Source organism: Nostoc sp. (assembly GCF_036916655.1).
In the GTDB taxonomy this organism is placed as follows: domain Bacteria; phylum Cyanobacteriota; class Cyanobacteriia; order Cyanobacteriales; family Nostocaceae; genus Nostoc.
Genome location: NZ_JBALFY010000024.1, coordinates 39,522 through 64,753 on the forward strand (window position 1 = coordinate 39,522; position 25,232 = coordinate 64,753).

24 protein-coding genes, 1 pseudogene and 2 riboswitches are annotated in these 25,232 nt (G+C 41.9%); of the genes and pseudogenes, 8 read left to right on the top strand and 17 right to left on the bottom strand.

What is annotated here, in order from left to right:
• Nucleotides 1-72: 72 nt before the first annotated feature.
• The 7 genes from V7L31_RS06555 to V7L31_RS06585 form a co-directional block, all read right to left on the bottom strand.
• The gene (locus V7L31_RS06555) at nt 73-2,064 is read right to left on the bottom strand and encodes an alkaline phosphatase (RefSeq protein ID WP_334695493.1); all 1,992 of its coding nucleotides are present in this window, start codon (nt 2,062-2,064) and stop codon (nt 73-75) included.
• Between the two features lie 39 nt (nt 2,065-2,103).
• Nucleotides 2,104-2,343: a hypothetical protein gene (locus V7L31_RS06560; protein WP_334695494.1), complete on the bottom strand. Its 240-nt coding sequence runs from the start codon at nt 2,341-2,343 to the stop codon at nt 2,104-2,106.
• Nucleotides 2,344-2,468: 125 nt separating this feature from the next.
• Nucleotides 2,469-3,443: a cation diffusion facilitator family transporter gene (locus tag V7L31_RS06565; RefSeq protein WP_334695495.1), complete on the bottom strand. Its 975-nt coding sequence runs from the start codon at nt 3,441-3,443 to the stop codon at nt 2,469-2,471.
• A gap of 431 nt (nt 3,444-3,874) precedes the next feature.
• Nucleotides 3,875-4,033 carry a hypothetical protein gene (locus V7L31_RS06570; RefSeq protein ID WP_334695496.1) on the bottom strand — a complete coding sequence of 53 codons (159 nt, stop codon included), beginning with the start codon at nt 4,031-4,033 and terminating at the stop codon, nt 3,875-3,877.
• 30 nt (nt 4,034-4,063) lie between these two features.
• Entirely contained in the window at nt 4,064-4,405 is a 342-nt protein-coding gene (locus tag V7L31_RS06575) for a hypothetical protein (RefSeq protein WP_334695497.1), read from the bottom strand.
• A complete protein-coding gene (locus V7L31_RS06580) occupies nt 4,384-4,884 on the bottom strand; it encodes a hypothetical protein (RefSeq protein WP_334695498.1) in 501 nt (166 codons plus the stop codon). Before V7L31_RS06580 ends, V7L31_RS06575 begins: the two co-directional genes overlap by 22 nt.
• Entirely contained in the window at nt 4,844-5,185 is a 342-nt protein-coding gene (locus V7L31_RS06585) for a hypothetical protein (RefSeq protein WP_334695499.1), read from the bottom strand. Before V7L31_RS06585 ends, V7L31_RS06580 begins: the two co-directional genes overlap by 41 nt.
• A 49-nt stretch (nt 5,186-5,234) precedes the next feature.
• Between V7L31_RS06585 and V7L31_RS06590 the strand changes: the two genes are divergently transcribed.
• The 3 genes from V7L31_RS06590 (at nt 5,235) to V7L31_RS06600 (ending at nt 7,263) form a co-directional block, all read left to right on the top strand.
• The gene (locus V7L31_RS06590; protein WP_334695500.1) at nt 5,235-5,372 is read left to right on the top strand and encodes a hypothetical protein; all 138 of its coding nucleotides are present in this window, start codon (nt 5,235-5,237) and stop codon (nt 5,370-5,372) included.
• A 104-nt stretch (nt 5,373-5,476) separates the two neighbouring features.
• Nucleotides 5,477-6,418, top strand: a complete 942-nt coding sequence (locus tag V7L31_RS06595; RefSeq protein ID WP_292842087.1) for a glycosyltransferase family 2 protein — start codon at nt 5,477-5,479, stop codon at nt 6,416-6,418.
• Nucleotides 6,419-6,462: 44 nt separating this feature from the next.
• A complete protein-coding gene (locus tag V7L31_RS06600) occupies nt 6,463-7,263 on the top strand; it encodes an RMD1 family protein (RefSeq protein ID WP_334695501.1) in 801 nt (266 codons plus the stop codon).
• A gap of 286 nt (nt 7,264-7,549) precedes the next feature.
• Here the strand turns inward: V7L31_RS06600 and V7L31_RS06605 are convergent, their stop codons facing one another.
• The 4 genes from V7L31_RS06605 to V7L31_RS06620 all read right to left on the bottom strand — a co-directional run bounded on the left by V7L31_RS06605 (nt 7,550) and on the right by V7L31_RS06620 (nt 13,346).
• The gene (locus tag V7L31_RS06605) at nt 7,550-8,986 is read right to left on the bottom strand and encodes an esterase-like activity of phytase family protein (protein ID WP_334695502.1); all 1,437 of its coding nucleotides are present in this window, start codon (nt 8,984-8,986) and stop codon (nt 7,550-7,552) included.
• Between the two features lie 241 nt (nt 8,987-9,227).
• A complete protein-coding gene (locus tag V7L31_RS06610) occupies nt 9,228-9,380 on the bottom strand; it encodes a hypothetical protein (protein WP_334695503.1) in 153 nt (50 codons plus the stop codon).
• A gap of 273 nt (nt 9,381-9,653) precedes the next feature.
• Nucleotides 9,654-9,926, bottom strand: coding sequence for a hypothetical protein (locus V7L31_RS06615; protein WP_334695504.1), 273 nt, complete (start codon nt 9,924-9,926; stop codon nt 9,654-9,656).
• Between the two features lie 300 nt (nt 9,927-10,226).
• Complete coding sequence (locus V7L31_RS06620; protein WP_334695505.1) at nt 10,227-13,346, bottom strand: MFS transporter; 3,120 nt, start codon at nt 13,344-13,346, stop codon at nt 10,227-10,229.
• 332 nt (nt 13,347-13,678) lie between these two features.
• Here V7L31_RS06620 and V7L31_RS06625 point away from each other — a divergent pair.
• Nucleotides 13,679-13,822, top strand: a pseudogene (locus V7L31_RS06625) (high light inducible protein); the annotation flags it as partial.
• Nucleotides 13,823-14,043: 221 nt separating this feature from the next.
• On the opposite strand, the gene V7L31_RS06630 reads toward V7L31_RS06625, so the two are convergent.
• Nucleotides 14,044-14,895 (bottom strand): sulfite exporter TauE/SafE family protein, encoded by an 852-nt coding sequence (locus V7L31_RS06630; protein WP_334695506.1) that lies wholly within the window; start codon nt 14,893-14,895, stop codon nt 14,044-14,046.
• Nucleotides 14,896-15,095: 200 nt separating this feature from the next.
• A complete protein-coding gene (locus tag V7L31_RS06635; RefSeq protein WP_334695576.1) occupies nt 15,096-15,716 on the bottom strand; it encodes a universal stress protein in 621 nt (206 codons plus the stop codon).
• Nucleotides 15,717-15,799: 83 nt separating this feature from the next.
• Here V7L31_RS06635 and V7L31_RS06640 point away from each other — a divergent pair, with 83 nt between their 5' ends.
• On the top strand, nt 15,800-15,925 hold the full coding sequence (locus tag V7L31_RS06640; protein ID WP_334695507.1) for a hypothetical protein: 126 nt from the start codon (nt 15,800-15,802) through the stop codon (nt 15,923-15,925).
• A riboswitch (cyclic di-AMP (ydaO/yuaA leader) is annotated at nt 15,892-16,111 on the bottom strand. (Overlaps the previous gene by 34 nt.)
• 17 nt (nt 16,112-16,128) lie before the next feature.
• Here V7L31_RS06640 and V7L31_RS06645 read toward each other — a convergent pair.
• From V7L31_RS06645 to ntrB, 3 genes are all read right to left on the bottom strand, one after another.
• Nucleotides 16,129-16,965 (bottom strand): ABC transporter ATP-binding protein, encoded by an 837-nt coding sequence (locus V7L31_RS06645; RefSeq protein ID WP_334695577.1) that lies wholly within the window; start codon nt 16,963-16,965, stop codon nt 16,129-16,131.
• 55 nt (nt 16,966-17,020) lie between these two features.
• Nucleotides 17,021-18,463 carry an ABC transporter substrate-binding protein gene (locus V7L31_RS06650; RefSeq protein ID WP_334695508.1) on the bottom strand — a complete coding sequence of 481 codons (1,443 nt, stop codon included), beginning with the start codon at nt 18,461-18,463 and terminating at the stop codon, nt 17,021-17,023.
• Between the two features lie 270 nt (nt 18,464-18,733).
• Nucleotides 18,734-19,585 (bottom strand): nitrate ABC transporter permease, encoded by an 852-nt coding sequence (gene ntrB, locus V7L31_RS06655; RefSeq protein WP_334695509.1) that lies wholly within the window; start codon nt 19,583-19,585, stop codon nt 18,734-18,736.
• A 97-nt stretch (nt 19,586-19,682) separates the two neighbouring features.
• Nucleotides 19,683-19,892: riboswitch (cyclic di-AMP (ydaO/yuaA leader) on the bottom strand.
• A 280-nt stretch (nt 19,893-20,172) separates the two neighbouring features.
• On the opposite strand from ntrB, the gene V7L31_RS06660 reads away from it, so the two are divergent.
• Nucleotides 20,173-21,366, top strand: coding sequence for a sensor histidine kinase (locus V7L31_RS06660; RefSeq protein WP_334695510.1), 1,194 nt, complete (start codon nt 20,173-20,175; stop codon nt 21,364-21,366).
• Nucleotides 21,367-21,555: 189 nt separating this feature from the next.
• Here V7L31_RS06660 and V7L31_RS06665 read toward each other — a convergent pair whose 3' ends face one another.
• Nucleotides 21,556-22,866 (bottom strand): aminopeptidase P N-terminal domain-containing protein, encoded by a 1,311-nt coding sequence (locus V7L31_RS06665; RefSeq protein ID WP_334695511.1) that lies wholly within the window; start codon nt 22,864-22,866, stop codon nt 21,556-21,558.
• A 293-nt stretch (nt 22,867-23,159) separates the two neighbouring features.
• Here V7L31_RS06665 and V7L31_RS06670 point away from each other — a divergent pair, with 293 nt between their 5' ends.
• Together V7L31_RS06670 and V7L31_RS06675 are read left to right on the top strand one after the other, a co-directional pair.
• The gene (locus V7L31_RS06670; RefSeq protein ID WP_334695512.1) at nt 23,160-23,627 is read left to right on the top strand and encodes an NUDIX hydrolase; all 468 of its coding nucleotides are present in this window, start codon (nt 23,160-23,162) and stop codon (nt 23,625-23,627) included.
• Between the two features lie 305 nt (nt 23,628-23,932).
• Nucleotides 23,933-25,174: an FG-GAP repeat domain-containing protein gene (locus tag V7L31_RS06675; RefSeq protein ID WP_334695513.1), complete on the top strand. Its 1,242-nt coding sequence runs from the start codon at nt 23,933-23,935 to the stop codon at nt 25,172-25,174.
• The last annotated feature ends 58 nt before the right edge of the window (nt 25,175-25,232 follow it).

The window sequence follows — 25,232 nt, forward strand, 5'->3', positions numbered from 1 at the left end:
TTTTACATTGATAAAAGAACCATTTTTTGAGACAGAGACGCGTGTTACCAAGTCTCTGCAAGACAAAGCTTGTCAGTTCGTATTTCGTGAGTGGTGCGGACTTGCGATCGCAGTTTTCATGGCTTGGAAGATATGACTTTGATCGACCACACCCCGAACACCGGGCGCAGTGTAAGTACCAGAACTATCTGTAAACTGGAGTTTTTGTCCAAAAGATCGAGTCAGAGTTGATGAATAAGCACCTTGATAGTACACAGGTACAATCCGGCGGCTATGGCTACCCCAGAGGTACTTGTAATTTGGATCGGCTCCCCAGAAGTGACCAGCTTCTCTAGGGTTGTGCTTGTTGAAGGTGATGTCTTTGGCGTTATACTTTAAGCCTCTAGCCTGATTCGGGTCAGGATTAGGAGTCAATTTAGAGGCAAAATCATCATTCAGAGTTAGATAGTGGTCATGATCAGCAGTAACCAGTAGTAGGTTCTTACTCCAACCACCATGATTTTCTACCCAAGTAATCACCTGCTGGACTGCTTTATCAAAATCATTCATGGTACCAATTAGGTTATCCATGTTGTTGTCATGAGCAGACCAATCGATATCGCCTCCCTCAACCATCAGCCAAAAACCATCTTTGTCTTTACCTAGAACTGTTAAAGCTGCTTTGGTCAGATCAGCCAAAGTCGGATTTTCGTTAATCTCTCTGGCGATAAAGCTAGCATCGGTTTCACCAGGAGCCAGAGGACGGAAAGTATCAGGTGTGGGGCCACTAACTGGGTTTCCTGCTGCGTCAACGACAGGAACACAATCCCCAGATGTACCAGGAATGATTTGACCTGATGGACAGGGATTTACACTCTTAACAACAGAGCTATAAAGTGAGCCGTTGTTCAGACCTGTGAGACTGTAGTCTCCCTTAGAAGAACTAGTAGGAAGGTTGCCTTCTTGTCCACGCGCACCATATAGACCAAATAATTTATCTCCCTTATTTGGATCGAGTTTAGCAGCCGTGTTTAGCAATGTCTGAGTTGCATTTGGCCCGCGTTCCAAAAAGGTGTAGCCATAACGATTTGATGTAGGGTTATTGCTGAGATGCTGATAAGTGTCTTCTGTAATGTACGTATAGTTAAAAACACCTTCCGCAGTACTTGTACTACTTTTATTGTCAAAGTCTTTCGGATGACCACCACCCAACAAAACATTAGGCTGAAAGTTCAGTAAAGTCTGTTGCAGAACACTGTCTTGGTTAGTCTTGGTGGGGTCGTATTTACTATCGTATTTGCTGCGGCGATTCACAAAAGAAGCGGCAGCACCAGGCGTTGCGTGGCTAATGGGTACGGAAGTAACTAGTCCTGTAGACTTATTATTTTCCTTGGCAATTTCCAAGATGGTTTTCAACTTTTTCTCGTAAATGTCTACACCCATCGCGTTGTTAAAGCTCTTTACGCCAGTATAAAGAGTTGTCGCGGTGTTAGCAGAGTCGGGATAACTGTGTTTGATGTACTCTTTGTCATAAGTACCAGCATTAGCAGGGGTCAGAGGAATCCAAGGAAGAGGGCCGCCCTTACTAGGGTCGTAGCCGGTGAGATTACCTTCTGCTAAACTGTTGCCATCAAGTCGATCGCCTGGATTAAAAGGAGTAGGCTTGAATGAGAAGTTGGGACGAACAGGACTTGCACCTGTGAATGTATCAGATCCATCTAGAGCAGAGTTACTTGTTAGGTGGGGCTGACCTGTTGGGTTAGCTGGTGTATTTCCCTCAATTGTTGTGCCGTAAGTTGTTACCAGCCCATATCCACTTAGCTTTTGGAAGCTCAGACCTGAGCCTTTACCACTTGTGTAAAAAGGAGCGCCTTTGGCAACGGCTGCGGCTCGGGCCATATTCCAACCCATACCATCGCCAATCATGATAATTACGTTAACTCCATTACCAGCAGCTAGAGTCGGCTGAAAAACAGAATTAGCAAATACCAGTAGGACTGTACAGAGCAAGCCGACCATAGTCAAAGCTAGCGTAGGCGTAGCCCGCCGCAGGCATCGCTTGTACTTTCGCAAAAATGAAATCATTACAGTGTGCCTTAAAATTAATTGAGCAAGTATTAGCCGTTAGTACTGATAAAAGTTCGGTTCTAGGTGAGTAGCACCAAAGTCTGAGTATGTAGAAGTCACATTTGGCACAGTTGAGGGTGTAGGATAACTTGAGTTAGAGGCGGTTGCTGGTTGTTGATTTGATGTTCCCAAGAACAATAAAACTGCCAAAACCAGGCCAGAGATGAACCAAGCCAAGATGCGTTTGTACTGTTTCAGTAATGAAATCATTGGGGATTTTTGCATGAAACTCATCATCAGGAAACCTCCTAATTAATAACTGGTCGCGATGCTTTGACAATTAAAATCAATGTCAATAAGCATGATTTTAAAATATTAATTTAAGTAATTTATGCAGACAAATAAACAGAAATATGCTGGTTTTAATTTGCTTTATTATGAGACAACATAAAAACTAAATCTTGTTTAAATAAAGGATGAATTGGCATTAATGAGGATTTTTTATAGCTAGTTAGCTGCAAAGTTATTTCAGCAATATGAAAAGTTTGCCGGATGTGATTTTCCAACTTATTGAGTAAGCGATCGCGTTCTTGGATGGTTGTACATTCAACCGTTAAATTTGCACAAAGCATTACCTTATTTAAGCTAAGTGTCCAGATGTGGAGTTTTTCTACTTGTACAACACCAGGAAAGGATTTGAGAGATATTTCCACCTCAAGAGGGTCAATTGATTCTGGTGCATATTCCAAAAAAATCTTTAAACTTTCTTGCACTAAAGGTAAAGCACTTAAACCCGTAAAAATTGCAACTACTAAACTAATAGCAACATCTGCCCACCACCAATCCCAAAGATGAACGGCTATTGCAGCTATAATTACGCCCACAGAACTAGCAGTATCAGCGATGACATGAAGCAAAGCTCCGCGCAAGTTTAAATCGTCGTGAGTGTGGGGATGAAGCAAAGTAATATTGAGCAGATTGACGATTAAACCTAATACGGCAATCCCTAACATTGGTAAGCCTAAAATGGCTGCTGGATGTTGCCAGCGTTGAATAGCTTCCAATATGATAAAAGTAGCGATCGCCAGCAAACCTAATCCATTTAACAAGGCTGCTAAAACTTCAATTCGCTGATTTCCAAAGGTTGCTTTTTTCTTCGCTGGTTGCTGTGCTAAAAAACTAGCAAGTAGAGATATTAATAAGGCTGTAATATCCGATAAAATGTGTCCTGCATCCGCCTGTAAAGATAAACTTTGACTCCATAAACCCACACTCCACTCAGCAACGAAAAAAACAGCAAGTAAACCTACAGTTAGCCACAATACTTGAGATTTCTGCTGATTATTCAATACTTTTGCCGAATCATGTTCACATCCACACCATTCAAGTGAAAGCATTACTAGAAAAGCCTTTTACAGTACAGGATTCGCTCAATTGGTATGCCGCTTAAATTCACAAATATGTGAACACCAGAAAAATATAGAAATCCGATAGCGAAGCGGTAGCGAGTCAGACGCTCCTGCATCGCTAACGCTGCGCTATGAGCGTCTTTGATTTCTGACTCACTCGTATAGGTAAGGGACTGGGGACTGGGAAAAAGGAATAAAGGTGTACTGAGTTTTGTTCAAAAATCAAATATGAGTCCTATATCAACTTCTAAAAAGTTATCTTGTTTAGTTTAAGGAATGGTAATAATTGTGTTAAAAATGAATTTACAGAAAATTAAGCAGCAAATATCCTATTAGTAATTTATTGCTAATTGCACAATGACTTTGTTTGTAATCAATACTTGCGATCGTCTTTTCAAGCAGATAGAGGATGATAACCATTATCTTTTGTTTTCTACTGATATCATGTTCAGTAAATCACTTACTTGGCTAGAGTAGAAGTCAGATAGCTTTTTATTTTGATAATCAGATAGTGCTTTTGCTTCGTTAGTGCGATCGCATTTAAATGTACCACCATCTTTGGTTTCACCTGACTCCACGTACCTCTGCGTTTAAAAAGCTTACGAACCCTAGCTATCTAATTGGTATGAAAGAGCCTGAGACTCAAGCACAGAGAGAATTTCTTGATGTTGATGAACTAAACTTTGTATTGCGCTAACTGGATCATGATGAAGACGATGTTTTTGTTGACGAGGGGCTTCGGACAAAGCTAATCTACGACGTTGAATTTTATACTCAGTTACAGGCACTTGCTGAATTTGTGCAAGTAAGTATTTCCCAATCGCTGATAATTGCTGGTAGCCTTCAATACCACCCAATCTCCAGGGTTTGCGACTTGTGCGATTGACACAATCTCGAATTGCAGCACGAATTTGGGCTTCAACGGACACTAACTCTGCGTCTCGTGACATATAGGGGATTGCTGAAAAAGGGGGGTACTATCTGGTTGCTTTTCGGAGCTTGGGTCTTGGGGTCTTTCTGAGTACTCAGGGACTTTTGGCAGTCTATCTAAATCTGCCTTTAATTGTTGTCGCAGCTTTGTATCTAACGGCAACACCGTTTCACTCAAATTACTGAGAAAATGTGCCTGACAACGTTGATGTGGTGCATCTGGCCAACTGGAATTCATGGCGATAATAATTGCTAATTCCCCATCTGATAGCGTTGCCAGCACTTTGTACGGTAACTCCTGATATGGTTGCAGCCACTCAATTAATCCAGATGCCTGTGCTTGTGGCAACTGAATTGCACTGACTGGTGTACCACTTAATACTTCATATAAAACGTATAAGAGCGTCCCGTGTCCTTCTGGCTGTAAGGCATCTATTGCCCAAATTAAACCACCATGTTCAACGCCTGTAGCAGCTAATTTTTCCTGTGTATGTGCCATTGTTCCACCCAACAGTGCCAGAAATTGAAGGGTTTTGCTTGCCTACGTTACTCTCATTAATGGACACACCGCGCTGATTTAATGAGCGTTGAATTTCTACCAACTGTTGATGTTCATGCTCATGTTGCCAACCGATAAACGCCAGCACGTCTAGCCCATAGGTACTGTAAGGTAAGCTGTATTTTAGTACGCCAGTAGCGTAGTAATGTTTACCAAAATGCGTGCAACTAGGATTGGTACATTCTTTACTCTTGCCTGCCACAAATACTGCACCATCCATTGTTTGAATGGTTTTACGCATGTGTCTTGGTCTGCGTAGCGTTAATTCTGCCCCACAATGCACACACTCAATGAGCGAACATTCTAAAATTATTCGTTTGATATTACTGAATTTTCGTTCTGGGCGATGGCGAGGCAACTTTAATATCACTAATTTTTTACTGCTGCTAGGTGCTTTCCTCAGCTTACCTGCTTTGTATACCAATTAGATAGTTAGGGCTTACGAACTTATGCAAGGCTGTACTAAGGAACAGTGTCAGCGCCCCATCTGTCCTATCCTGGAGATGGATAAATAGTGTTGTGGGTGGAGACTGTGTTTTTCAGCGTTGTGATACCGACTTATAATCGCCAACCGATTTTAGAAAAGTGCCTCCGCGCTTTGGAGGTGCAGGAGTTGAGTCAGCCAAATTCGGTTATTGATTACGAGATTGTCTTGGTAGATGATGGTTCTACTGATGGTACATTAGAGTGGTTGGCAGAACACAAAGAAGAGTTTCCTCATGTGCGATGGTTTCAGCAAGACCATGCTGGCCCAGCTGCGGCTCGGAATTTGGGGGTAAAAGAGGCGCTGGGAGATACAATTATTTTTATTGATAGTGATTTAGTAGTGCTGAATAATTTCCTGCAAGCTCATGATAACGCCTTAGTGCAGGGGAAAGAGAAATTGGGGAGCGATCGCCTTTTCACTTACGGCGCAGTTATTAATACTTGTAATTTCAACAATCCAACGGCTGAACCCTACAAAGTCACAGATTTTTCAGCAGCTTTTTTTGCTACGGGGAATGTCGCAATCCCCAAACATTGGCTAGAGAAAGCCGGGCTTTTTGACACCAGCTTTCAACTCTATGGCTGGGAAGATTTAGAACTAGGTGTGCGACTGAAAAAACTAGGTTTGACACTAATTAAATGTCCAGAAGCCGTAGGATATCACTGGCATCCAGCATTTAACTTAGAACAAATTCCCCGATTAATTGACCAAGAAATTCAACGTGGACGTATGGGAGTTTTGTTTTATCAAAAACATCCCACATGGGAAGTGCGAATGATGATTCAAATGACTTGGCTGCATCGCTTACTTTGGGGTATTCTTTCACTCAATGGTGTACTGAATGAACGGACAATGGCTCCGTTATTGCAATGGCTAATTAATTTAGGTAAACCGCAATTAGCTTTAGAAATTGCTCGAATTTTCCTCAACTGGTATAACGTGAAAGGTGTTTATGAAGCTTATGCTCAAATGCAGCAAACATTGTGATTGAAAAGTGGAGATCAGCAGGCAGAATATAGCATAGGGCGACAATGCAAAAACTTCTTTTTAATGACAGAGATAGATTTAGAGCACAGGCCCTATTTCTTGGTGAGGATATTAACTTACAGACGTTGGAGAATTACATTTGCTTGGCGACTATGCCAGTAATAATTTCAGTCGGTGAACACGGCTGTGCGGTACTACTGGACTATGGTGCAGTTGTCCTGTTTAATCTTGAGCCGATAGAAAAGGCAGTCTTCTTGACCAAACTATCCTCTCAAGTTAGTGACTCTTTTGCCAACCCGGAAACAGAAGAGGTGGAAGTTTATCTCAATGTTGTGGAGAGTGAGCGAGTTAAGGAAGGAAAAATTTTTCTCCATGAATTTAGTGTAGAACGCTTGCAGATAGTGGCAGATATTCTCGCTAAGAGTGTTGTGCTGTCTCATTATGAAACTAGCCTCGCGGCTGTATTCGATCAAATTGAACCGTTTGCGGCTAGTCTCCAGCGTGAACACAGGGGAAGACGCCAGAGTATGGAATTACTGCGTCAACTTGGGACTACGCTGTTAGTTCAACATAAGATTGTAGGTCGAGTAGAGATCATCGATAAGCCGGAGTTACTCTGGGAGTCCCCACAGCTAGAAAACTTATATCTGCGCTTGGAGGATGAATACGAAATCCGTGAGCGTCATAATGCCTTAGAACGCAAACTAGAGCTAATTACCCAAACAGCACAAACAGTACTGGAGTTCATGCAGCATAGCAGTAGTCAGCGAGTGGAGTGGTATGTAGTGATTCTGATTGTGGTGGAGATTCTGCTGTCACTATACGACATCATTTTTAAAGGCTGAAGACGTGATTTATCGCGTCTCGACATCAGGGTTTTGGGCTTCTCTGAATTGTTTGCAACTAAGTAGGAGAGAAAATTTATAACTATGTCATTATGAATTGAGTGAAGCTAAGTGAAGTAATTACAAGGGTTTAAAGCCTTTTATATTTCGCTGCATAGTTGGGTTTATTTGTGCCTAAGTAAGTCGGTATAATAAAATCCAACTGTGAGAATAAAAGTAAACAAGGCTCAAACCCTCTCTCCCCCTGCCTTATCCCAACAATAATTATTTACGCCAACTTACCTACTTATCTTCTTCCCCTTCTTCCTCGGAATCCCCGATATTCATGTTCTCCTTCAATCTTTTGGGGTACGAATCCTGGAATGTCAGTAGCATCAATTGCAAAGACAAAAAACTTGTTTGGGTTGTCGATACCTGCTGGATGCAAAGCATCCGACGTTATAGTACCAACAAAGTCGTTATCGTTGCTGATAAAGAGCGTATGCTTGATCGCGTGGTTAATAAACACATCTGGCCCGAAAGCCAAACCTTCAAGTTTGGCGGGTATGTCTTCTGGTTTGATCCCATTCTGAGTTAGCGTCGCTACGACATCAAGGAAGAGGGTTTTGTTAACTTCTTTACCTGCAAGGTTGCTTTCCCCGGTGATATTGCTGACTTCTTGAGCATTGGTCAGATCGATATGATATATCTTCTTGAAGACAGCCTGAGAGCCATCGCCCAATCCCTTACCATCTCGTTCGTCTACTAGGAATTCGCGATCGCTGATCGACACAATTTCACTTACTGTCGGGTATTTCGGTTTAGCTGGTGTGCCGATATTATCTAGCTTATAGGCGTATTCTTGGGTAGCACCTGTTGCAATATCGATCTTAACAATTCTGGTGTAAGCGCCATTAGTACCCCCATCCTGAATCAGCGGACTTTGCAGTATACCGATTAGGGTATTGCCATTAGGAGTAATTGCCAGTCCTTCTATACCCTTGTTTGCAACACGTCCAGATGTGTTACCGCTAATCTCTGTAGCACCAACAGGATTTAGATTGCTGACAGCAAACTTGCTGTTGAGTGTAAAGAACTTGATGCGCTTACCTGTTTTGCGATCGAATTGGTACACATAAGGGCCGTATTCATCAGAGATAAAGATGGACTTACCATCATTGGATACACGCACGCCTTCAGGATCAAAGCGGGCATTATTGGGATTGGTCGATATCTGAGTGGGGTCAAAGTTGTCTGAGCGTCCAGTGAAATAGTAGGTGTTCTTGGCATTCAGGGTAGGGGCACCGTTAGGCACTCCCAGTCCTACGCCAGTACCGTAGTAAAGAGGCTTATTGCTGGATAGCAGAGTCGTGTCAACTAAATAAGGAGTAAGAGTAAAGGGCAACCCTAAAGGAGACCGACTTGGTTCGAGTTCCACAGTAATAGTTTGGAAGCGGTTGATATAAGATGTTGTGTCATCCACAGCGCTATTGTATGCCTTGGCATTGGGGCCTCGATCTGGGATTGCAATGAAGGTGTTACGACCTGCATAGGCCAGTCCTGATCCAAAACCACCAAGGAGATTTCCCTGAACACCATTTTCGAGCGGAGCGGAGGTTTTCTGGGAGCGATCGCTGATATTACCACTCAGGCTTCCAATTGCGATCAGCTTAACATCTGCGTTGGCTGCGGGGGCAACAAAAAATGATGCTAACAAGAACAGAAAGAGATTTCTCTTGAGCATATCAGTATTCCTACTAGGTACAATATTTGCTTAGGGATATTGTATTTTTTTGACTTTTTCATTATCTATACTTAATGATTAAGCTATTTTTAAGCACAGATTAAGTCAAGGTTAATGTAGGAATGGCTGATGCTTACCAGTCTTAAGTTTAATGGGTAGGGCAGGGATATTACTACCCCTTTCCCCCCGACAAACAGGACTTGCAAGTTAACCAAGCATCCGGCTTTAGCAAATCCTAGAGCTACCAAAGACTCAGTTCATCATCAAGTTCAGAATTGGGTTTCTGTACTAGAGAATGTATTTGTTGATGACAGTAATAATGCACTAATTCCAAATTTTTAATTGCACCTAACTTTTCCCGAAGAAGTTCGGTTTCCGTTGCATTCGACTTCAAGGGATTCACTCGCCACACGTCAGCACTGCTTCAAGTTGGTCATTTGACCTATCTGCCCAGCTCTGCTATCCTTTCCCGCAGTGCTTGATTTTCTTGCTCTAGTCTCTTTATTTTTTGATCTTTTTCTTCTGGACTCATCCTTGAAAATTACCATCTTTCTTCCCTCTTGGGAATATCCCTGACATTCCTACCTGGGCAGTTACCTTTGGATAAATAAAGAGTAACTCCGTAATATTGCATAACTAGTGCTAATCATTACCTATAATCTTGTAATTACTGAATTTTTAAGACGATAATACCAATTAATACAGCAAGACCTAGCGCTCTACGAAAATAGTTAACGCCTTGAAATAGTTCCAGCCACGCCCAAGTAAACAACGAGCCATTTGCCAGAACGTCTAATACTGTATTGATTTTACCAGTTGTAAAAACTAGACTTAGTAAACTAGCTACTATCCAAAGAATAAGTGGTGGGTTTGGCATTTCAGCCAAAACAATTTTGCCATTGCTATCACGGAAGGTTTTATCAACTAATGTATTTTGCATTCTTTGAAATTACTTGCTAATTAGGTAAAAATTCTTAACTTGCAAAAAAATCGGGGCGTTCTATAGAGAATAGGCTGAGGATTTATTGCAAATAATCTAAGAATATTAAAACATTGAGATAAATATCTTTTCAATTATCTAATGGCTGAGATTAGAGCGGTCAAGCATATTCATATATGATTATATTGAAAGGCATACACAGATAAAATTCGCCAATATATTTCGGGATAAATGACATCCAAACATAGAAAAGCCTCCTAGTATAGGAGGCTTAAAAATTAGCGGAGACAACTTGTTTAACTACAGCTTAATTACAGCGATCGCTCCTCCTAATGCAGAGAAAACGGCGGAGACGGATGCTGTGGCAAATAACCACCACGCTGCTGTCGCTGCGGCTTTGCGGGTTTCTTCTGCTTGCCGCTGTGCTTGATGCTTCACCTGTTCTAGGCGGCGTTGGGCTTCCTGCTGTATGCGTTCTGCACGTTGCAATACTGTGTTGCGTGCCCGTTCAATTTGATCGATGATCCGGTTGGCATCTTCCTCGGAGATGTCCTCACGAGAACTGATAATTGCCACTAGGGTATCACGGTCGAAAGAGGAGAGGCGATCGCGCAGAGCATCAAATCCTGCTTGAGGATCGTCAAAAAATGTGCGAACATCGCGCTTAATACTATCATAGTTAAGTTCTGGGCGATCCAGAGAGTTGAGATAATTACGGATACGAGCAAAAACCCCATCAATTGCATCTTGAATGCCGCGTTGGATGTTCCGTACTTGTTCGACAAATTGATCCTTTACGGATACGATGCTATCGGCAATCCTTGCTGCTTCTTCATCAGAAATATCTTCCCGAATTTTCAGCAGGGCGATGATGGTATCACGGTCAAACTGAGAAAGGCGATCGCCAAAACTTTCTACGCCGACTCGCGGATCGTGCAACAATAATTGCAAGTCGCGTTTGATACCTTCTGGATTGAGTTCTTCTTTGCCAGTTTGACGCAGATATTCTTCCAGATAACCTTTGAATGTTTCCACTCTTTGTTGTGTACGGCTAGCTAGGCGACGAGGCGCGCGCACAAAGTTACGAATCGAATTTTGGGTGGAATCAATGATTTCATTGACTTGTTGTTCGCTCAAGTCTTGGCGTTGACTGAGCAATTTAACCAGTGTATCCCGGTCTACTTGCGACAACCGACGGCGCAGGGCGACGGCTCCCTCTTTGGGATTTTCAAACAATTTGGTCAAATCTCGCTGAATACCTTCTGGATTGAGTTCTTGTTTACCAGTGCTTCGTAAGTAATCTGCGATCGTTGTCGTCACCGAGTCGTATTGCTCTTTCGCTTTATCGACTACAGCTTGGGGTGTGTGGCGAATACTATGCCATGACTCTTCAGTAGCATTGATGATTTGATTAACTTGGTCTTCACTCAAATCTTCTCGCTGACTCAACAATTGCACTAAGGTGTCGCGGTCAAAGCGAGACAAGCGCGCCCGAATTGAGCTAATTCCAGCTTGCGGATCTTCCAGTAACTTTTTGAAGTCGGCGCGGATAGCATCAGGATTCAGTTCTGATTTGCCGGTGTTACGCAGATATGATTCTACATTCAGCCACAGGGTTTCTGCCTGATATTGTGCCTGTTCTGCTAATCCTTTGGATTCTACCAAGACGCGATCGCGTTGTTTTTCCAACTCGTCGAGAATGCTGTCTACTTCATATAGCTGGACATCATTACGTTGTAGCAATATCTCCCGAATTTCTTGGCGTTCAATGTGAGCCAGTCGCAATGTCAGGGTTTCATAATCTGCCTCTGAGTCTGCCAGCAGTGGTTTAAAATTCTGCTCAATGCCTTCGGGTGTCAAATCTGCTTTCGGAGTAACCAGCAAATAACTTTCTACTGCGCGTTGTAAGTCTTGGACTATATCTCTTTCTTCACTAGCTCTGACTGTTATTAGCACTTCTTGGCGAACAGTTTCTAGCTGATTTGCAATGCGCTGAATTTGACCTTGGGTAAGCAATCCCCGTTGCTGCAAAATTTTAGCGAAATCATTGCGGGATAGTCGTTCTAGTTCTCTGCGGACGATTCCAGGGTCGGCTGCTGGGTCGTAGATGACATCATGAAATTCTTGGGCAATTCTTTCTGGACTCAGTTGCCAAGCATAAGTATTGTAGAGGTAGTTTTCGATATCAGCCCGAATTGGGCTATAGGGTTGTGATGGTGTGGGCAACCCTAGTTTATCTGCTTGTTGGGTAACCTTATCTTTGGCGGTGGTGAGACTACCCAAGATTTTTTCCACATCCAAATCAGACAAATCTGTGCGTCCTAACACAATGCCGGTTAAGGCAGATAATCCTTGCTGGAGTGTACTTTGAATTGGCCCGGTAGCGGTTTTTTGGTCAGATTCTTTGGAACCACCCTTTTCTGCTAATAACCGTTCCAGCTTGGCGTTGAGTTCGTCTGTTTTGCTTTGTCCCGGTGGAAGTGATTTTAGATAATCGATTAACTCACCCAAACGGTCTTCGGTAGCTGGTTGCTGACTTACCACTTGCTGCCAAACTTTATACAAAGTATCAGCAATGCGGCTAACGTCTTTTTTGGAAAGGTCGGTGCGACTGCTGACTAACTCGATGAACTTTTGGCGGTCGATGTTGCGGATATCTGGAGTCCCAGCGATCGCTTTTAATTGCGGATCGTTGAGTAAATTTTCAAAATCACTCCGAATCTTTGACACATCGAGTTCTGGAGGACGGATCTTTTCTAAGTAATCTTCAATGTTTTCCCGGATACTCGCAGGATCGATGCCACTTCCGAGTTCTCGACGGACAGCGGCGGCGGCGGCTTCTGCTGTGGCTACCACTTGATTATTTACAGCTTTAGCACCCAAGGCGGCTGTAGCAGTCCCCATAATCGCCTGAAACCCAGATGTTGCCGTATTGACAACTGAGCCGATTAAGGAGCCTACGGTGGTGGAACTTACCCAAACGAGGATCAGAAAGTAAGCACCCCAAATCACCAAACCGAGAATCGCTCCCAAGGTTGGATCTAAGATTACCAGGCTCAATTTTACCGCAAGGAAAGAAGCAATTAATAAGGCGATCGTCACAGTGACTAATGTCCAAATCCCTACTGCTGTGCCGATTTTGCGAATACTACCGCCCAAACTACCTACTTCCCCATTATCTGAATCCGAGTCAGATGAGTGCCCCAGGTAGGAAATACCGGCTGCAAGGGAGAGATTAGTTAGAACTAATTGGAAAGCAAAGGCTAGAATCACGCCGGAGATTAAAGCTACAAAAAAGCGCGGCCCAGAAGTAAGAACCGATGCCTGTGCTGGCGTGATGTTTGAGCCATCTACCTGAGTCTGTGCTATCCATAGTAGTGGTTTGTAGAGTCCCACCATGATTTCCGTACTTTGGAGCATTGGATTTCCTTTTTCTAAGTTTAAATTTGGGGAATTAAGAATTTCTTGAGAAGCAACTCTTAGTATTTATTGTTTTTACCTATGGCAATGCCTAACTCTTTAGATCAGAATCGTAGAATTTAGCTATTTAAAGCATCTCTCCAAAGGCTGAAATTATCATACAGCGTAAGATATAACTTTTAGCTTCTTTCGGTAAAAATATTAATAAAATTGCCAACTACTATTAATTATGTACCGCTATTTTTGAATTTTAATTATTTAACTTATAGCAAGTGATTATATTTAAATACAAGTTTGCTTCCAAGGAGTTTAAATTTATTTAAGTATCTATTCGCAATGCATTTTTGTTTGGTTTTACTCCTCAAGCGGAAATTTGGAATGGTCGCTTGGCAGCAATTGGCTTTCTTGCCTATTTGCTTTGGGATTTAGCTGGTTATAGCGTCTTACGCGACGTTTTACATCTGATTGGCTACTAGTCTCCTGCCACAAGCATGGTAGTGTCTGTAAAAGTTGTGTAATGTACTCCTTCGGAGAACCTGTAGGGTAGCAATCGCAATATCTGTACTTTGCGATTGCTTTGCTTCACCGCGTTACACTCGCAATGACAAATTATGTTTTTACACATTTGGGATGCTCCTATTTACGATGCAATTCCACTCCGTAAAAGCTTCTATAAAATACTTTAAAAGTTAAGTCATTAATCTTGGGATTTAGTTTTGCGGAAAACCCGAAACGCGGAGATATTCAAGATTACCCCCAGTGTGAACTTTAGTACTGTTGGTGGAATCACCCCAACAAGCAATCCTCCAGCGACGGCTCCAATAACCGAACCAACTCCCATAGGAGCAACGGTATTGCTCAAAGCTGCTCGGTCTGCAAACGCTCCCCGACTAGCATATTTAATAACACCCACCAGTACCGTTGGTAAACTGACCAAAAGACTGGCTGTACCGGCTGTTTTAATATCGGCACCAAAAGCAAAAACAAGTGTTGGGATAATTATTTCACCCCCTGCAACTCCAAGCAGACTGCTCACCAATCCAATTGCCAAGCCAAACAAAACACCTGCTGGAATGCGCCAGCCTAAAGTAGGGGGTAGAAGGGCTGGTATTTGTTGAGGAAGAAAGCTTTCGACTATCAGGGCAATACCAATTAATACCAATAACACTAAGATAATTCTCTCAAGCTGCTCGTTTGAGAGTTTTCCTGCCATCGCTGCCCCCAAAAAAGCTGTAATAACGGCTCCAAAAATTAAGGAGAAGACCGCAGGTAACAACGGAATCACTAAGCTAAAAGAAAGTGTACTACCTCGGATTGCCAAGGATGCAGCAATTGTTACCAAACTAACAGCTAGGTTTAGAGGTACAGCCTGCCGTGCTGAATAACCTAAAATGCCCGCAAGAACCGGCAATCGAAACTCTGCCCCACCCAAACCAATTAACCCTCCTAACATCCCAATCGGTACAGAATAGAGAAAAGATAATCGTAAACGACGTGATTGCAAGAAATTGTTTGTTGACTCTGGTACAGACAAGTTATTCTTTTTCATCAACTTCTATCTTTCTATATCTTTTAGCGCTTAATAATACAACTTTATTGATGCAGGGTAAATATCCTTTAATTTGGAAAGTTTCACGCTCAAAATCCTCAAAAACACTAAAACGTTTCTATAGCTAAAAAAGCCACCTAGTTTTAGGTGACTTTTCTCAGAGCAAAATTGACAAAAATTACTGAAATTTTAAAGAGTGATTATTCATCAATACTACTGGGAATACCCAAAACGGCACAGGGAAAATTAGAACCTAGAGCCTCAATCATCGGATGATTGACAGAGTTGCAACCTAGAAACAGAATATCAGCCGCTTCTGATTCAACAACTTTGCTAAGTTCTGTAGAAATACAGCCAAACCGCAAATGAGATTTAAAGGAACCCTGCCATTCTTCAGCTAAACTTCGCGCTTGCCAGAGAATTATATCTGCTTGTTGCAGGGGAGTTACCACAGTCTGCAATTTGGGTTGAGTTAATACCTGTGTGACAGATTTTGATACTTCACTAACTTGACATTCCAACGGAAACTGTTGTGTTGGAAAACTCAAGATATTTGAATACTGATTACTTTGATTATCTTCTAACACATAAACGGCTTGAACTGTAACTTCTGCATTAGTAGCTAAACGCGTTTGATGGGCAATCCAAAAGGCAATATCTAGTGCTGTATGACTGTTGGGAGATGCGTCATAAGCAACAATTAAGTTAACTGCTTTGGAGCTTTGAGGTTTTTCAGAAAAAGGTTTTTTTGGTTCTGGCACGAGTACCATTTGTTCAATTAAGTCATCTCGACCTGTTGCACTTTGCAGACGTGCTAACATTGGTTTGATTTGCACAGCTTTACTTCTCCTAATGAAATGAATTAGCAATGAGAAGCAGGGGGACAAATTTTAGATTTGAGATTTTGGATTTTAGATTGAGTGACGATCGCCAAAATCTCAAATCTGAAATCAGTCAAGGAAACCCCAATAATAACTGTATTACAGCCAAAATCTTGGGGGTTCCTTCCATTGCCTACGGAGTTAGCTGACGGGCTAAGACTGGAAGGTGTCTCTCTCTTAGGAGTGCTGAGTACTGAGTGGTGAGTGCTGAGTTAATATTAATAATTCTTAACTTCTGACTTTTAACTCCTCATGTTCTATGAGATACGCCCCACAATATGGTTCCTCCGTTCCAAATCCAGCTTTCATGAATTTGAATTAGGCTACCCACTAAAAAAAATGATAATCTAATTTACTCGTCTTGGGCAAAATATCGATCCAGGAAATTTAGGGCGTGGTTGCGGAGTTCAAAATATTCTTTTGAATTTCGCATGGCGGCGCGATCGCGTGGATGATCAAAAGGAACTTCTAAAATCTCTCCGATAGTAGCAGCTGGGCCATTGGTCATCAAGACGATGCGATCGGACATATAAATTGCTTCGTCTACATCGTGGGTAATCATCATTACTGCTTGACGATTATTTTCCCAAATATCCAATACCTGACGCTGCAATTTACCACGAGTTAGTGCATCTAGTGCCCCAAAAGGTTCATCCATTAGTAACATTTTGGGACGAATTGCTAAGGCTCTGGCAATACCTACTCGTTGTTTCATACCTCCAGAAATTTCATCGGGATATTTGTCAGCCGCCGCCGTCAAGTTTACCATTGCCAAGTGTTGATTTACAATGCTAATTTTTTCAGATCGATTAGCATTTTTTAACACTTCATCTACGGCTAAACGGATATTTTCTCTCACTGTTAACCAAGGTAACAGCGAATAGTTCTGAAATACCATCATCCTTTCGGCTCCCGGCTGACGAATTTCTTTGCCATCTAGCCTGACTGAGCCGGAAGTTGCTTTTTCTAAACCAGCTACTATCTTTAATAGAGTTGATTTCCCACAACCGGAGTGACCAATTACAGAAATATATTCATCTTCACCAATCGTCAGATTAACTCCATCTAAGACGACAAAATTATCTTTATCAGGTGTCGGATAAGACTTGACTAAATTTTCAATTTCTAAAAATACAGGGCGGGGCAGAACTTGGTTCTGAGTATTAATAGGTAATGAGGTATATTCCATCATCCAATGCTCCGCAAATAATTTACTCAATCAATCAAAATTTAAACTTGGTATTTTAAGACATGAAAAAACGAGAGGGAGCGTTGGCCCTGATGGCAAAACTATTCAGATAGCCGACCGGATCGCTAGGATCGAAGCCTTTCTTATCTATAAATACTTCTGGTGGTTCAACCTTGTAATCATCCTTGGGACATTTGATGCCCATTTCTGATGCTATCTCCCGATATAAATCTGTTCTCCAACCTTGTGCAGCTATTTTCTCGGCATTTTTGGGGAATTGATGAATTTGTCCCCACCGCGCTGCTTGTGTCATTAACCACATACTTCTGGATCTCCATAGAAATGTTGAGTGTTCTCCTGGCTGTTGGGGAATGTTGTCAGGGATATCAAAGAAAATCGTGGTGTCAGCGGCTTGGATGGTGCGATCTTTGCCGTCAAAGCCGCCATAGTTATAGTTACCAAGAATTCCCGGACTTGTAAATTTGGCAATTGGGGCATCTTTCTTTTTTGGTCTAGCACCTGTAAATGAACGTTCTGTAAGTAGTTCGGCTACCTCTTGGCGGTTTTCTACTTTGCTACAATATTGACAAGCTTCAATCATCGCCTTGACAAGGGAACGATAAGTTTTAGGATATTTGTCAATGAAAGATTCCATCACTCCTAACAAACGATCTGGGTGTCCTAACCAGACTTCTTTACCTTGGGCGAAAGTAAAGCCGATGTTTTCATTACCTGTAATTGCTCTCGTATTCCAGGGTTCTGCAACCATGTAAGCTTGCATCGCACCAATCCGCACGTTTGTTACCATTTGGGGAGGTGGAACGATGATGATCCGAAATTCTTTGAGAGGATCGACACCTGCGGCGGCGGATACGTAGCGGACAAAGTATTCGTAAATTGCGGAACTCAGCACTACCGCCCAAACCCTGCTTTCTGGCGGCTGCTTGTCAAAGTAGCCTCGAAAATCTCGCCCAAAGGCTTCTAGTGCGCCATCGCCATATTGTTGTTGATATTCGTACCACGGACGCAGCCCAAAATCCCACATGGCTTTATTCATGGTCATGGCGTTACCGTGGCGATGAATGGTCATGGCTGCACACAAGGGGGCGTGGCGTGCGCCTTCAGCACCAATTCTGGCGTTAGTAACAGCACCAGATACAACGGGCGAAGCATCTAAGCGACCAAATATTAAACCGTCGCGGGAAGTAGCCCAACTGGCCTCGCGGTTGAGTGTGACATTCAAACCATATTTGCGGAAGAAGCCTTTTTTCCAAGCGATCGCAAATGGCGCACAATCATTAACGGGAACGTAACCAACAGTAATATCAGCTTTTTCTAAGTCTTGGGATCTAACTACTGGTTGTACAGCTAAGGCTTCTTCTGTTAGTCCTTTAGCGGATCTATCTCCTGAAATCGCACAAGAAGATAACGCTATTCCCGTTGTGGTTGCTCCGATTCCTTTAATAAAGTCTCGTCGAGTCCAGTTATTATCACCCATTTTTATAGCTCCATTGGTGGATCAATTTTGGATTTTGGATTTTGGATTTTAGATTTGTTCGATTAGGGACTGACAAATAAAAAAATATTCAATTAACTCTTGTGGGGTGGGCGTCTCGCCCGCCCAGTCCATAGATAGGGCGGGCAAGATGCCCACCCCACAATATTTATTGGAGTTCCCTTAGACGCTGCGCGAACAGATATTATTAAATTTTGGATTTTAAATTCTTCAATCCAAAATCTAAAATTTAAAATCTAAAATCCCGTTTAACTAGTTGAAAGTTCTAGGACGATGGGTGACTAATTCTTGAATTTTGCCCACGGCGTAATCTAAAATTAACCCAGTTAAGCCAATTATAAACACAGCTAAAAAGACTGAACTCAGGTTTAAACGACTCCACTCATCCCAGACGAAAAAGCCGATACCAATACCACCTGTCAGCATTTCTACGGCAACGATTACTAGCCAAGCTATGCCTAAACTAATTCGCAAACCTGTAAAAATATACGGCAAACTTGCAGGCCAAATGATTTTTGTAATCCGTCGCCAACGCGGCATTTCTAACACTCGTGCCACATCTAAATAATCTTGAGGAACGCTAGAAACTCCTAAGGCGGTATTAATAATTGTCGGCCACAAGGAGGTAATAAAGATGACGAAAATGGCGGAAGGTTCTGCTAAATTGAAAATTGCTAAGGCAATGGGTAGCCAAGCTAGAGGCGATACTGGTTTAAAAATTTGAATGATGGGATTGAGTGCTAGCATTGCCGGTCTGGACATACCAATTAGAAACCCCAGAGGAATCGCTACTACCGCACCTAACGAAAAGCCCAGTAATACCCGGCGCAGACTTGCAATCAACAGCCAACCAATTCCTAAGTTACCTGGGCCTCTTTGATAGAAGGGATTTAAGATGTAGTCTAGATTCGCGATTAGCGCTTCTGGTGGAGTGGGCATTAATTCATGATTGGCAAGTGCAATAATCCACCACAACACAATTATTCCCAAAAAGCCCAATACAGGTAGAATGAAGACATCTCTAAGGATGACAGGTTTTGTCTTTTTCCAAGTCGCTTGCGCGGCGATCGCTGCGATCGCTGCTATATTTAGTTGAAATATCATTTACGACCTCAACAGATTTAAGTGCAGGTACAAAAAATTTGAGCAGTACCAGCCTTGGACACCGATGAGATCGGAACATTATAAAAATGCCGTCTCTTCAGTCTCCTCTCAATGCCTACGAAGTTAGCTGACGGGCTAGGGCTGAGAGATGCCCTTCTGAAGAAAGTTATGAGTTATGAGTTAATTAATTTAGTAAAATAACTCCTCACTCTCAACTCCTCACTTTCTTTGAGATACGCCCCACAATTTGGTTCCTCCGCTCCAACGTCACGCACTTGCGATCTGCTAGATTAGGCTGACTTACTCTAATTAAATACAAAGTTATGTACAGCATAACATTGATATACATAATATAACATCAATGCTTACGTGAAAGTATTTGTCTTATGCTCTATTTTGTTACATCAATCAAGCGCATACCCTGAATTTTAGGGAATCAAGCATAATCTCACCAACAAAAGATTTTATAAAATCTATTTCTTTTGGTGGGTGAAATATATCACTGTTTTTGTTAAAGCACTATTCTAGTCGTTAAACTATTTGGATATGCAAGTTTACTCATCTATCTCTTAGCTGAATTTAACATAATGGATTTTAGTCAACTACTGGCTGAAAAAACTGACATCATCCTTGATAAATGGATTTTAGCTGTTCGCGAGGATAGACGGATTGAAAGTGCTGATGAATTATCTTATACATCGGTAAAGGATCACATTCCTGATGTTTTGAAAGCGATGGTGACAGTGCTTTCAAAATCTCAGGATAATGATATTCAGTCAATGGTTAATGCCAGTTTTCAGCATGGAGCTATTCGAGCCGAACAAGGCTTTGATCCAGCAGAAATTGCTAGAGAATATCATCTGCTACGGACAGTAATATTTGATGCTCTACAAGCAGATTTATTAGAGGGAACACCTGTAGAGATAATTCGTTCCATGCGTTTGATTGATGCGATTGTAGATGAAGCGATCGCTCGATGTTTTAAAAGTTATGTTGAGGAACGCTTACGAGAATTAAAGCAGTTGCAGTTATCATTAACGCTTCATAATGAGGAACTGACGCGCTTAATTAGCGCCAATCAAGAATATCTTTCCCAACTCGCCCACGAATTGAAACATCCTTTAACTTCCATTATTGGCTACTCGGATCTGTTTTTACGCCAACAGCGACGCAAGACTGATGAAATAAAAGATAACTATACCAATTTAGAACATATTGAGCGGGTACTACGCAATGGTAGACAATTACTCCATTTAATCAATGATGTGCTAGAACTTTCGCGCTATGAAGCAGGGCAGATAAAAATCCAATTAGCGCCTACCAATGTGCATGAATTAATTGATAATATTTGTGAAATGTTGGAACCTTTGGGTGCAGGGAAAAATTTACAAATCGTAGTAGATTGCGATCGCGCTCCCGAAAAACCATTAACAGATTCTTTTCAATTGCAACAGATTGTCACAAATCTTATTAGTAATGCAATTCGTTATACAGAGTCGGGGACTGTTATTATCATGTGTCAGGTGTTGGAGAAGCAGAGATGGGCGATCGCGGTTTCTGACACTGGAGTTGGCATTGCCCCCGAAAACCAAGCCCAAATATTTGAACCCTATTTTCGGGTGAGTTCTAGCGATCGCCCCTATCTTCCTGATAGTACAGGATTAGGATTAGCGATCGTCTCGCGGTTGGTGAAACTACTGCGGGGTGAAATTAACCTAGTCTCACAGGTAGATGTTGGTTCTACTTTCACCGCGATTTTCCCCTTAGAGTTTGAGTTTTAAAAGTATTGGGCGATTGGAAATCGCGGCTACACAAGCATAGACGCTTTGCGGCTTCCCGCAGGGTAGTCCACTTCCGTGGACTAATACAAAATCAAAAATTTCAAACCCACGCAGGTGGGTTTTGTCTGTATAGCCGCGATTTCAATCGCCAGGGTTTTTCTTAGGGATGGTACACACCATCCCTATATTTTATCTTTCTATTTCGTCTACTGCTTTAGGAACCCCCGCAGTTAACACCTCATATCCATCAGATGTAACTAACACATCATCCTCAATCCGAATGCCAATGCCAACCCATCGAGGATCGGTCTCTGGTTGGTCTTCTGCTAGTTTGGTATCTGGCACAATATAAATTCCCGGTTCTACCGTCAAAATTTGACCTGGTTGCAAAATCTGCGATTTGTCTTCACCATGCTGGTAAACCCCCACATCATGGACATCCAAACCTAACCAATGACTGGTACGGTGCATATAATATGGCTTATATTTCTCTTCTTCAATTAACTTATCAATTTCGCCTTTGAGAATGCCAAGTTCAACTAAACCTTCCGTGAGGACGCGTACTGCTGTATCGTGAACTAATTTGAAGGGATTACCTGGTTTAATTTGAGCGATCGCTTGTTTTTGCGCCTCCAAAACAATCTCATACAGTGTCTTTTGTTCTGGCGTAAATTTACCACCCACAGGAAATGTTCGGGTAATGTCAGAGTTGTAATAACCGTAAGCACAACCGGCATCAATTAGCAGTAATTCTCCATCCTGCATTTGACGATTATTTTCAATGTAGTGGAGTACGCAAGCATTCACACCAGAAGCCACAATGGAAGGATAAGCGGGCCCCAAGCCACCCCGTACTCGAAAGATGCGTTCCATCTCCGCCTGTATTTCATATTCATAACGTCCAGGTGCGGCGATTTCTTGGGCGTAATTGTGTGCTTCTGTAGCGATCGCTGCTGCTTGACGCATCAATTCGACTTCAGCTTCGCTTTTGATCAATCTCATACTGTTGAGGACAGGGCCAGTATCTTCAATAGCGATCGGCCCAGTACCGCGCTTCGGATAAGTCCGCAATAAACTTTGGTAATGTCTGATGATTTGATCGTTGAAATTGCGATCGCGTCCTAAATGATAGTAAATCCGGCTAGCTTTTTCTAAATACTGCGGTAGCTTTTCATTTAACTCGCTAATTGGGTATGCTTCATCAGCACCATAAATTTCCTTCGCTGCATCTACTCCACAAAGATAGCCAGTCCATACTTCCTTTTCGCGATCCTTTGGTTGGACAAACAGCACAAACCGATGTTCTGAATGATGCGGCGCTAAAACTGCTACTGCCTGTGGTTCATTAAAACCTGTCAGGTAGAAAAAATCACTGTCTTGACGATAAACATACTCGACATCGTTGTGCATTACTGCCATAGGCGCACTGCGAAAAATGGCTGTACCATCACCAATTTTTGCCATTAATTGCTCACGACGCTGCCGATATTCTGCTTGCATAGCTGATATTTTTAAATTGTATTATTTTATACTTTTAGCAACTAGCAGATGCACAGTTCAGGCTTCTTAATAGTTGCTAATCTAAGTTATTCTAACCAATATTTGTTTCCACTCAAGCCAAAAATCATTAGAGAATAATCAATTATCTCGAAAGACTCAGCTCCCGGACTTCTTAAAGAAGTCCGGGAGCTTGTTGTTATTGAATGATTTAGGATATTCATGAAATAATTTTTAAACGTTTCCCTTATAAAAATTCTAGTATTTCCTAAATCTAACAACACATAGCAAAAAATATGTCTACTCAACTTACAACAAAAAAAGCGATCGCTTACGTAACCAATAAAGATGAATTAATGGTGTTTACACATGCTGATTTTCCTGAAGCTGGCGTGCAAGTACCTGCTGGGACAATTGAAGAAAGTGAGAAGCCATCTGAAGCTGTGCTGCGAGAGGTTTATGAAGAATCTGGTGTTAAGGGAGTTCGTATTATTGAGTTATTGGGTATTTATCAATACAATATGACTCCCTATCGCAATGAAATTCAAGAACGTTATGTTTATCATCTCGAATTAACTCAGCCTACACCATTTACTTGGCGGCATTGGGAAATACATCCCAGTACGAGCAAAAACCCTATAGCGTTTGATTTTTATTGGGTTAAATTAGATAGCTCAAATTTAGGTTTAGCTGGTGGTCAAGGTTATTTTTTATCTAAGCTTGTTCACAAAATAAAAAATAATGGAGCTTCAGCCAATACTTGAGAAAGTGCCAGGAAAACAAAGCTAAAACCATACAAATTTATTAGGAATATTGTAGCGATCGCTTTTTATCTACAAATAATTATATATCTATCAAATACAAAAAATATTTCGCAATTGCTTATATAGAACTTGAAAATTTTAGAATAATAGTTTAAAACAAAAAATATTTATTTTCAAACATTGACATTAATAAAGAAAAAATAGTTATAAAGAAATATTGAAACCCTGGTAAATGTTATTTCGTTACAGAAAGATATGATTACAAAAAGTTAAAAGAATATAATAACCAATCATAAAAATACACCATGCCTGGAACTGCAAATTCCTCACCCTTATCTTTGAATACAACTCAATGGGCATCAGATTCTTTTGCCAAATCACAAATATTGACAAATTCTCTTAGTAGTTTAGATACTAATTTGGGGCTTGGGAGTAGTAGTTCCTCACTATCACTACAAAGTGAACCGACGACCACACCTGTTAAAACGTCAGCAAATCCCAATCCTAATCCTTATATAACTAGTGCGGCGATTACTCCTGACTTTAACGGTGATGGTAAAACAGACAAAGTTTGGGTGGATTCTACAACTGGTGAGATTATCATTCGGTTAATGGATGGATCAAAAGTTTTGGAACAGGGTTCTCTAGGTAAATTCGACCTATCCGCCTATGATTACAAAATTGCTGACTTCAATGCTGATGGCAAAACCGATTTCTTATTACGCAATAAGACAACTGGTGAGAATAGTATTGTGCTGATGGATGGAACCAAAGTTGCTACTGCGGCTTCTCTAACTAGCGTTGACCCAGCTTGGACTCCTCAAATTGGGGATTTCAATGGCGATCGCAAAACCGATATCTTCTGGCATAATGCTACAACCGGTGAGAACGCCATTTGGGAGATGGATGGCACCACAGTTCTGAGTGCAACTGTTTTAGATAAAACAGACCCAGCGCTAACTCCTAGCATTGTTGATTTCGACGGCAATGGTAAGAGCGACATTTTCTGGCGTAATCCGACAACCGGTGCTGATACTGCTTGGTTTATGGATGGCACACAAAAGACTGAATTGGCGCTGCAATCACAGGATGCTGCCTGGACTCCTACCTTTGGTGACTTCAATGGCGACTATAAGACTGACATTCTGTGGAGAAACGCTCAAACAGGTGAGAACAAAGTTTGGACAATGAATGGTATCTTAGTCACAGAAGGTACTCTAGGGACACTTGACTCAGCTTGGACTTCCAAAATTGGTGACTTCAACGGTGATGGCAAGACCGATATCTTCTGGCATAATGGAACCACTGGTGAGAACACTGCTTGGTTGATGGATGGCACAACAGTTGCAACTCAAGCTTTCCTACCTACTAATAACGCAGCCTTGACCCCATCTCTTGGTGACTTCAACGGCGATGGTAAGACCGATATCTACTGGCGCGATCAGACAGCAGGTGCAGACACCATTTGGACTATAGATGGAACCACAGCCGTTGATAACCCCATTAGCGATGCAGATAAGCTGACCGGAGAGTGGTATACGTTCTAAGATCAGAATTCAGAAGATGGAGGCAGGAGTCATTATTCTCCCCCTGCTTCCTCTGGTT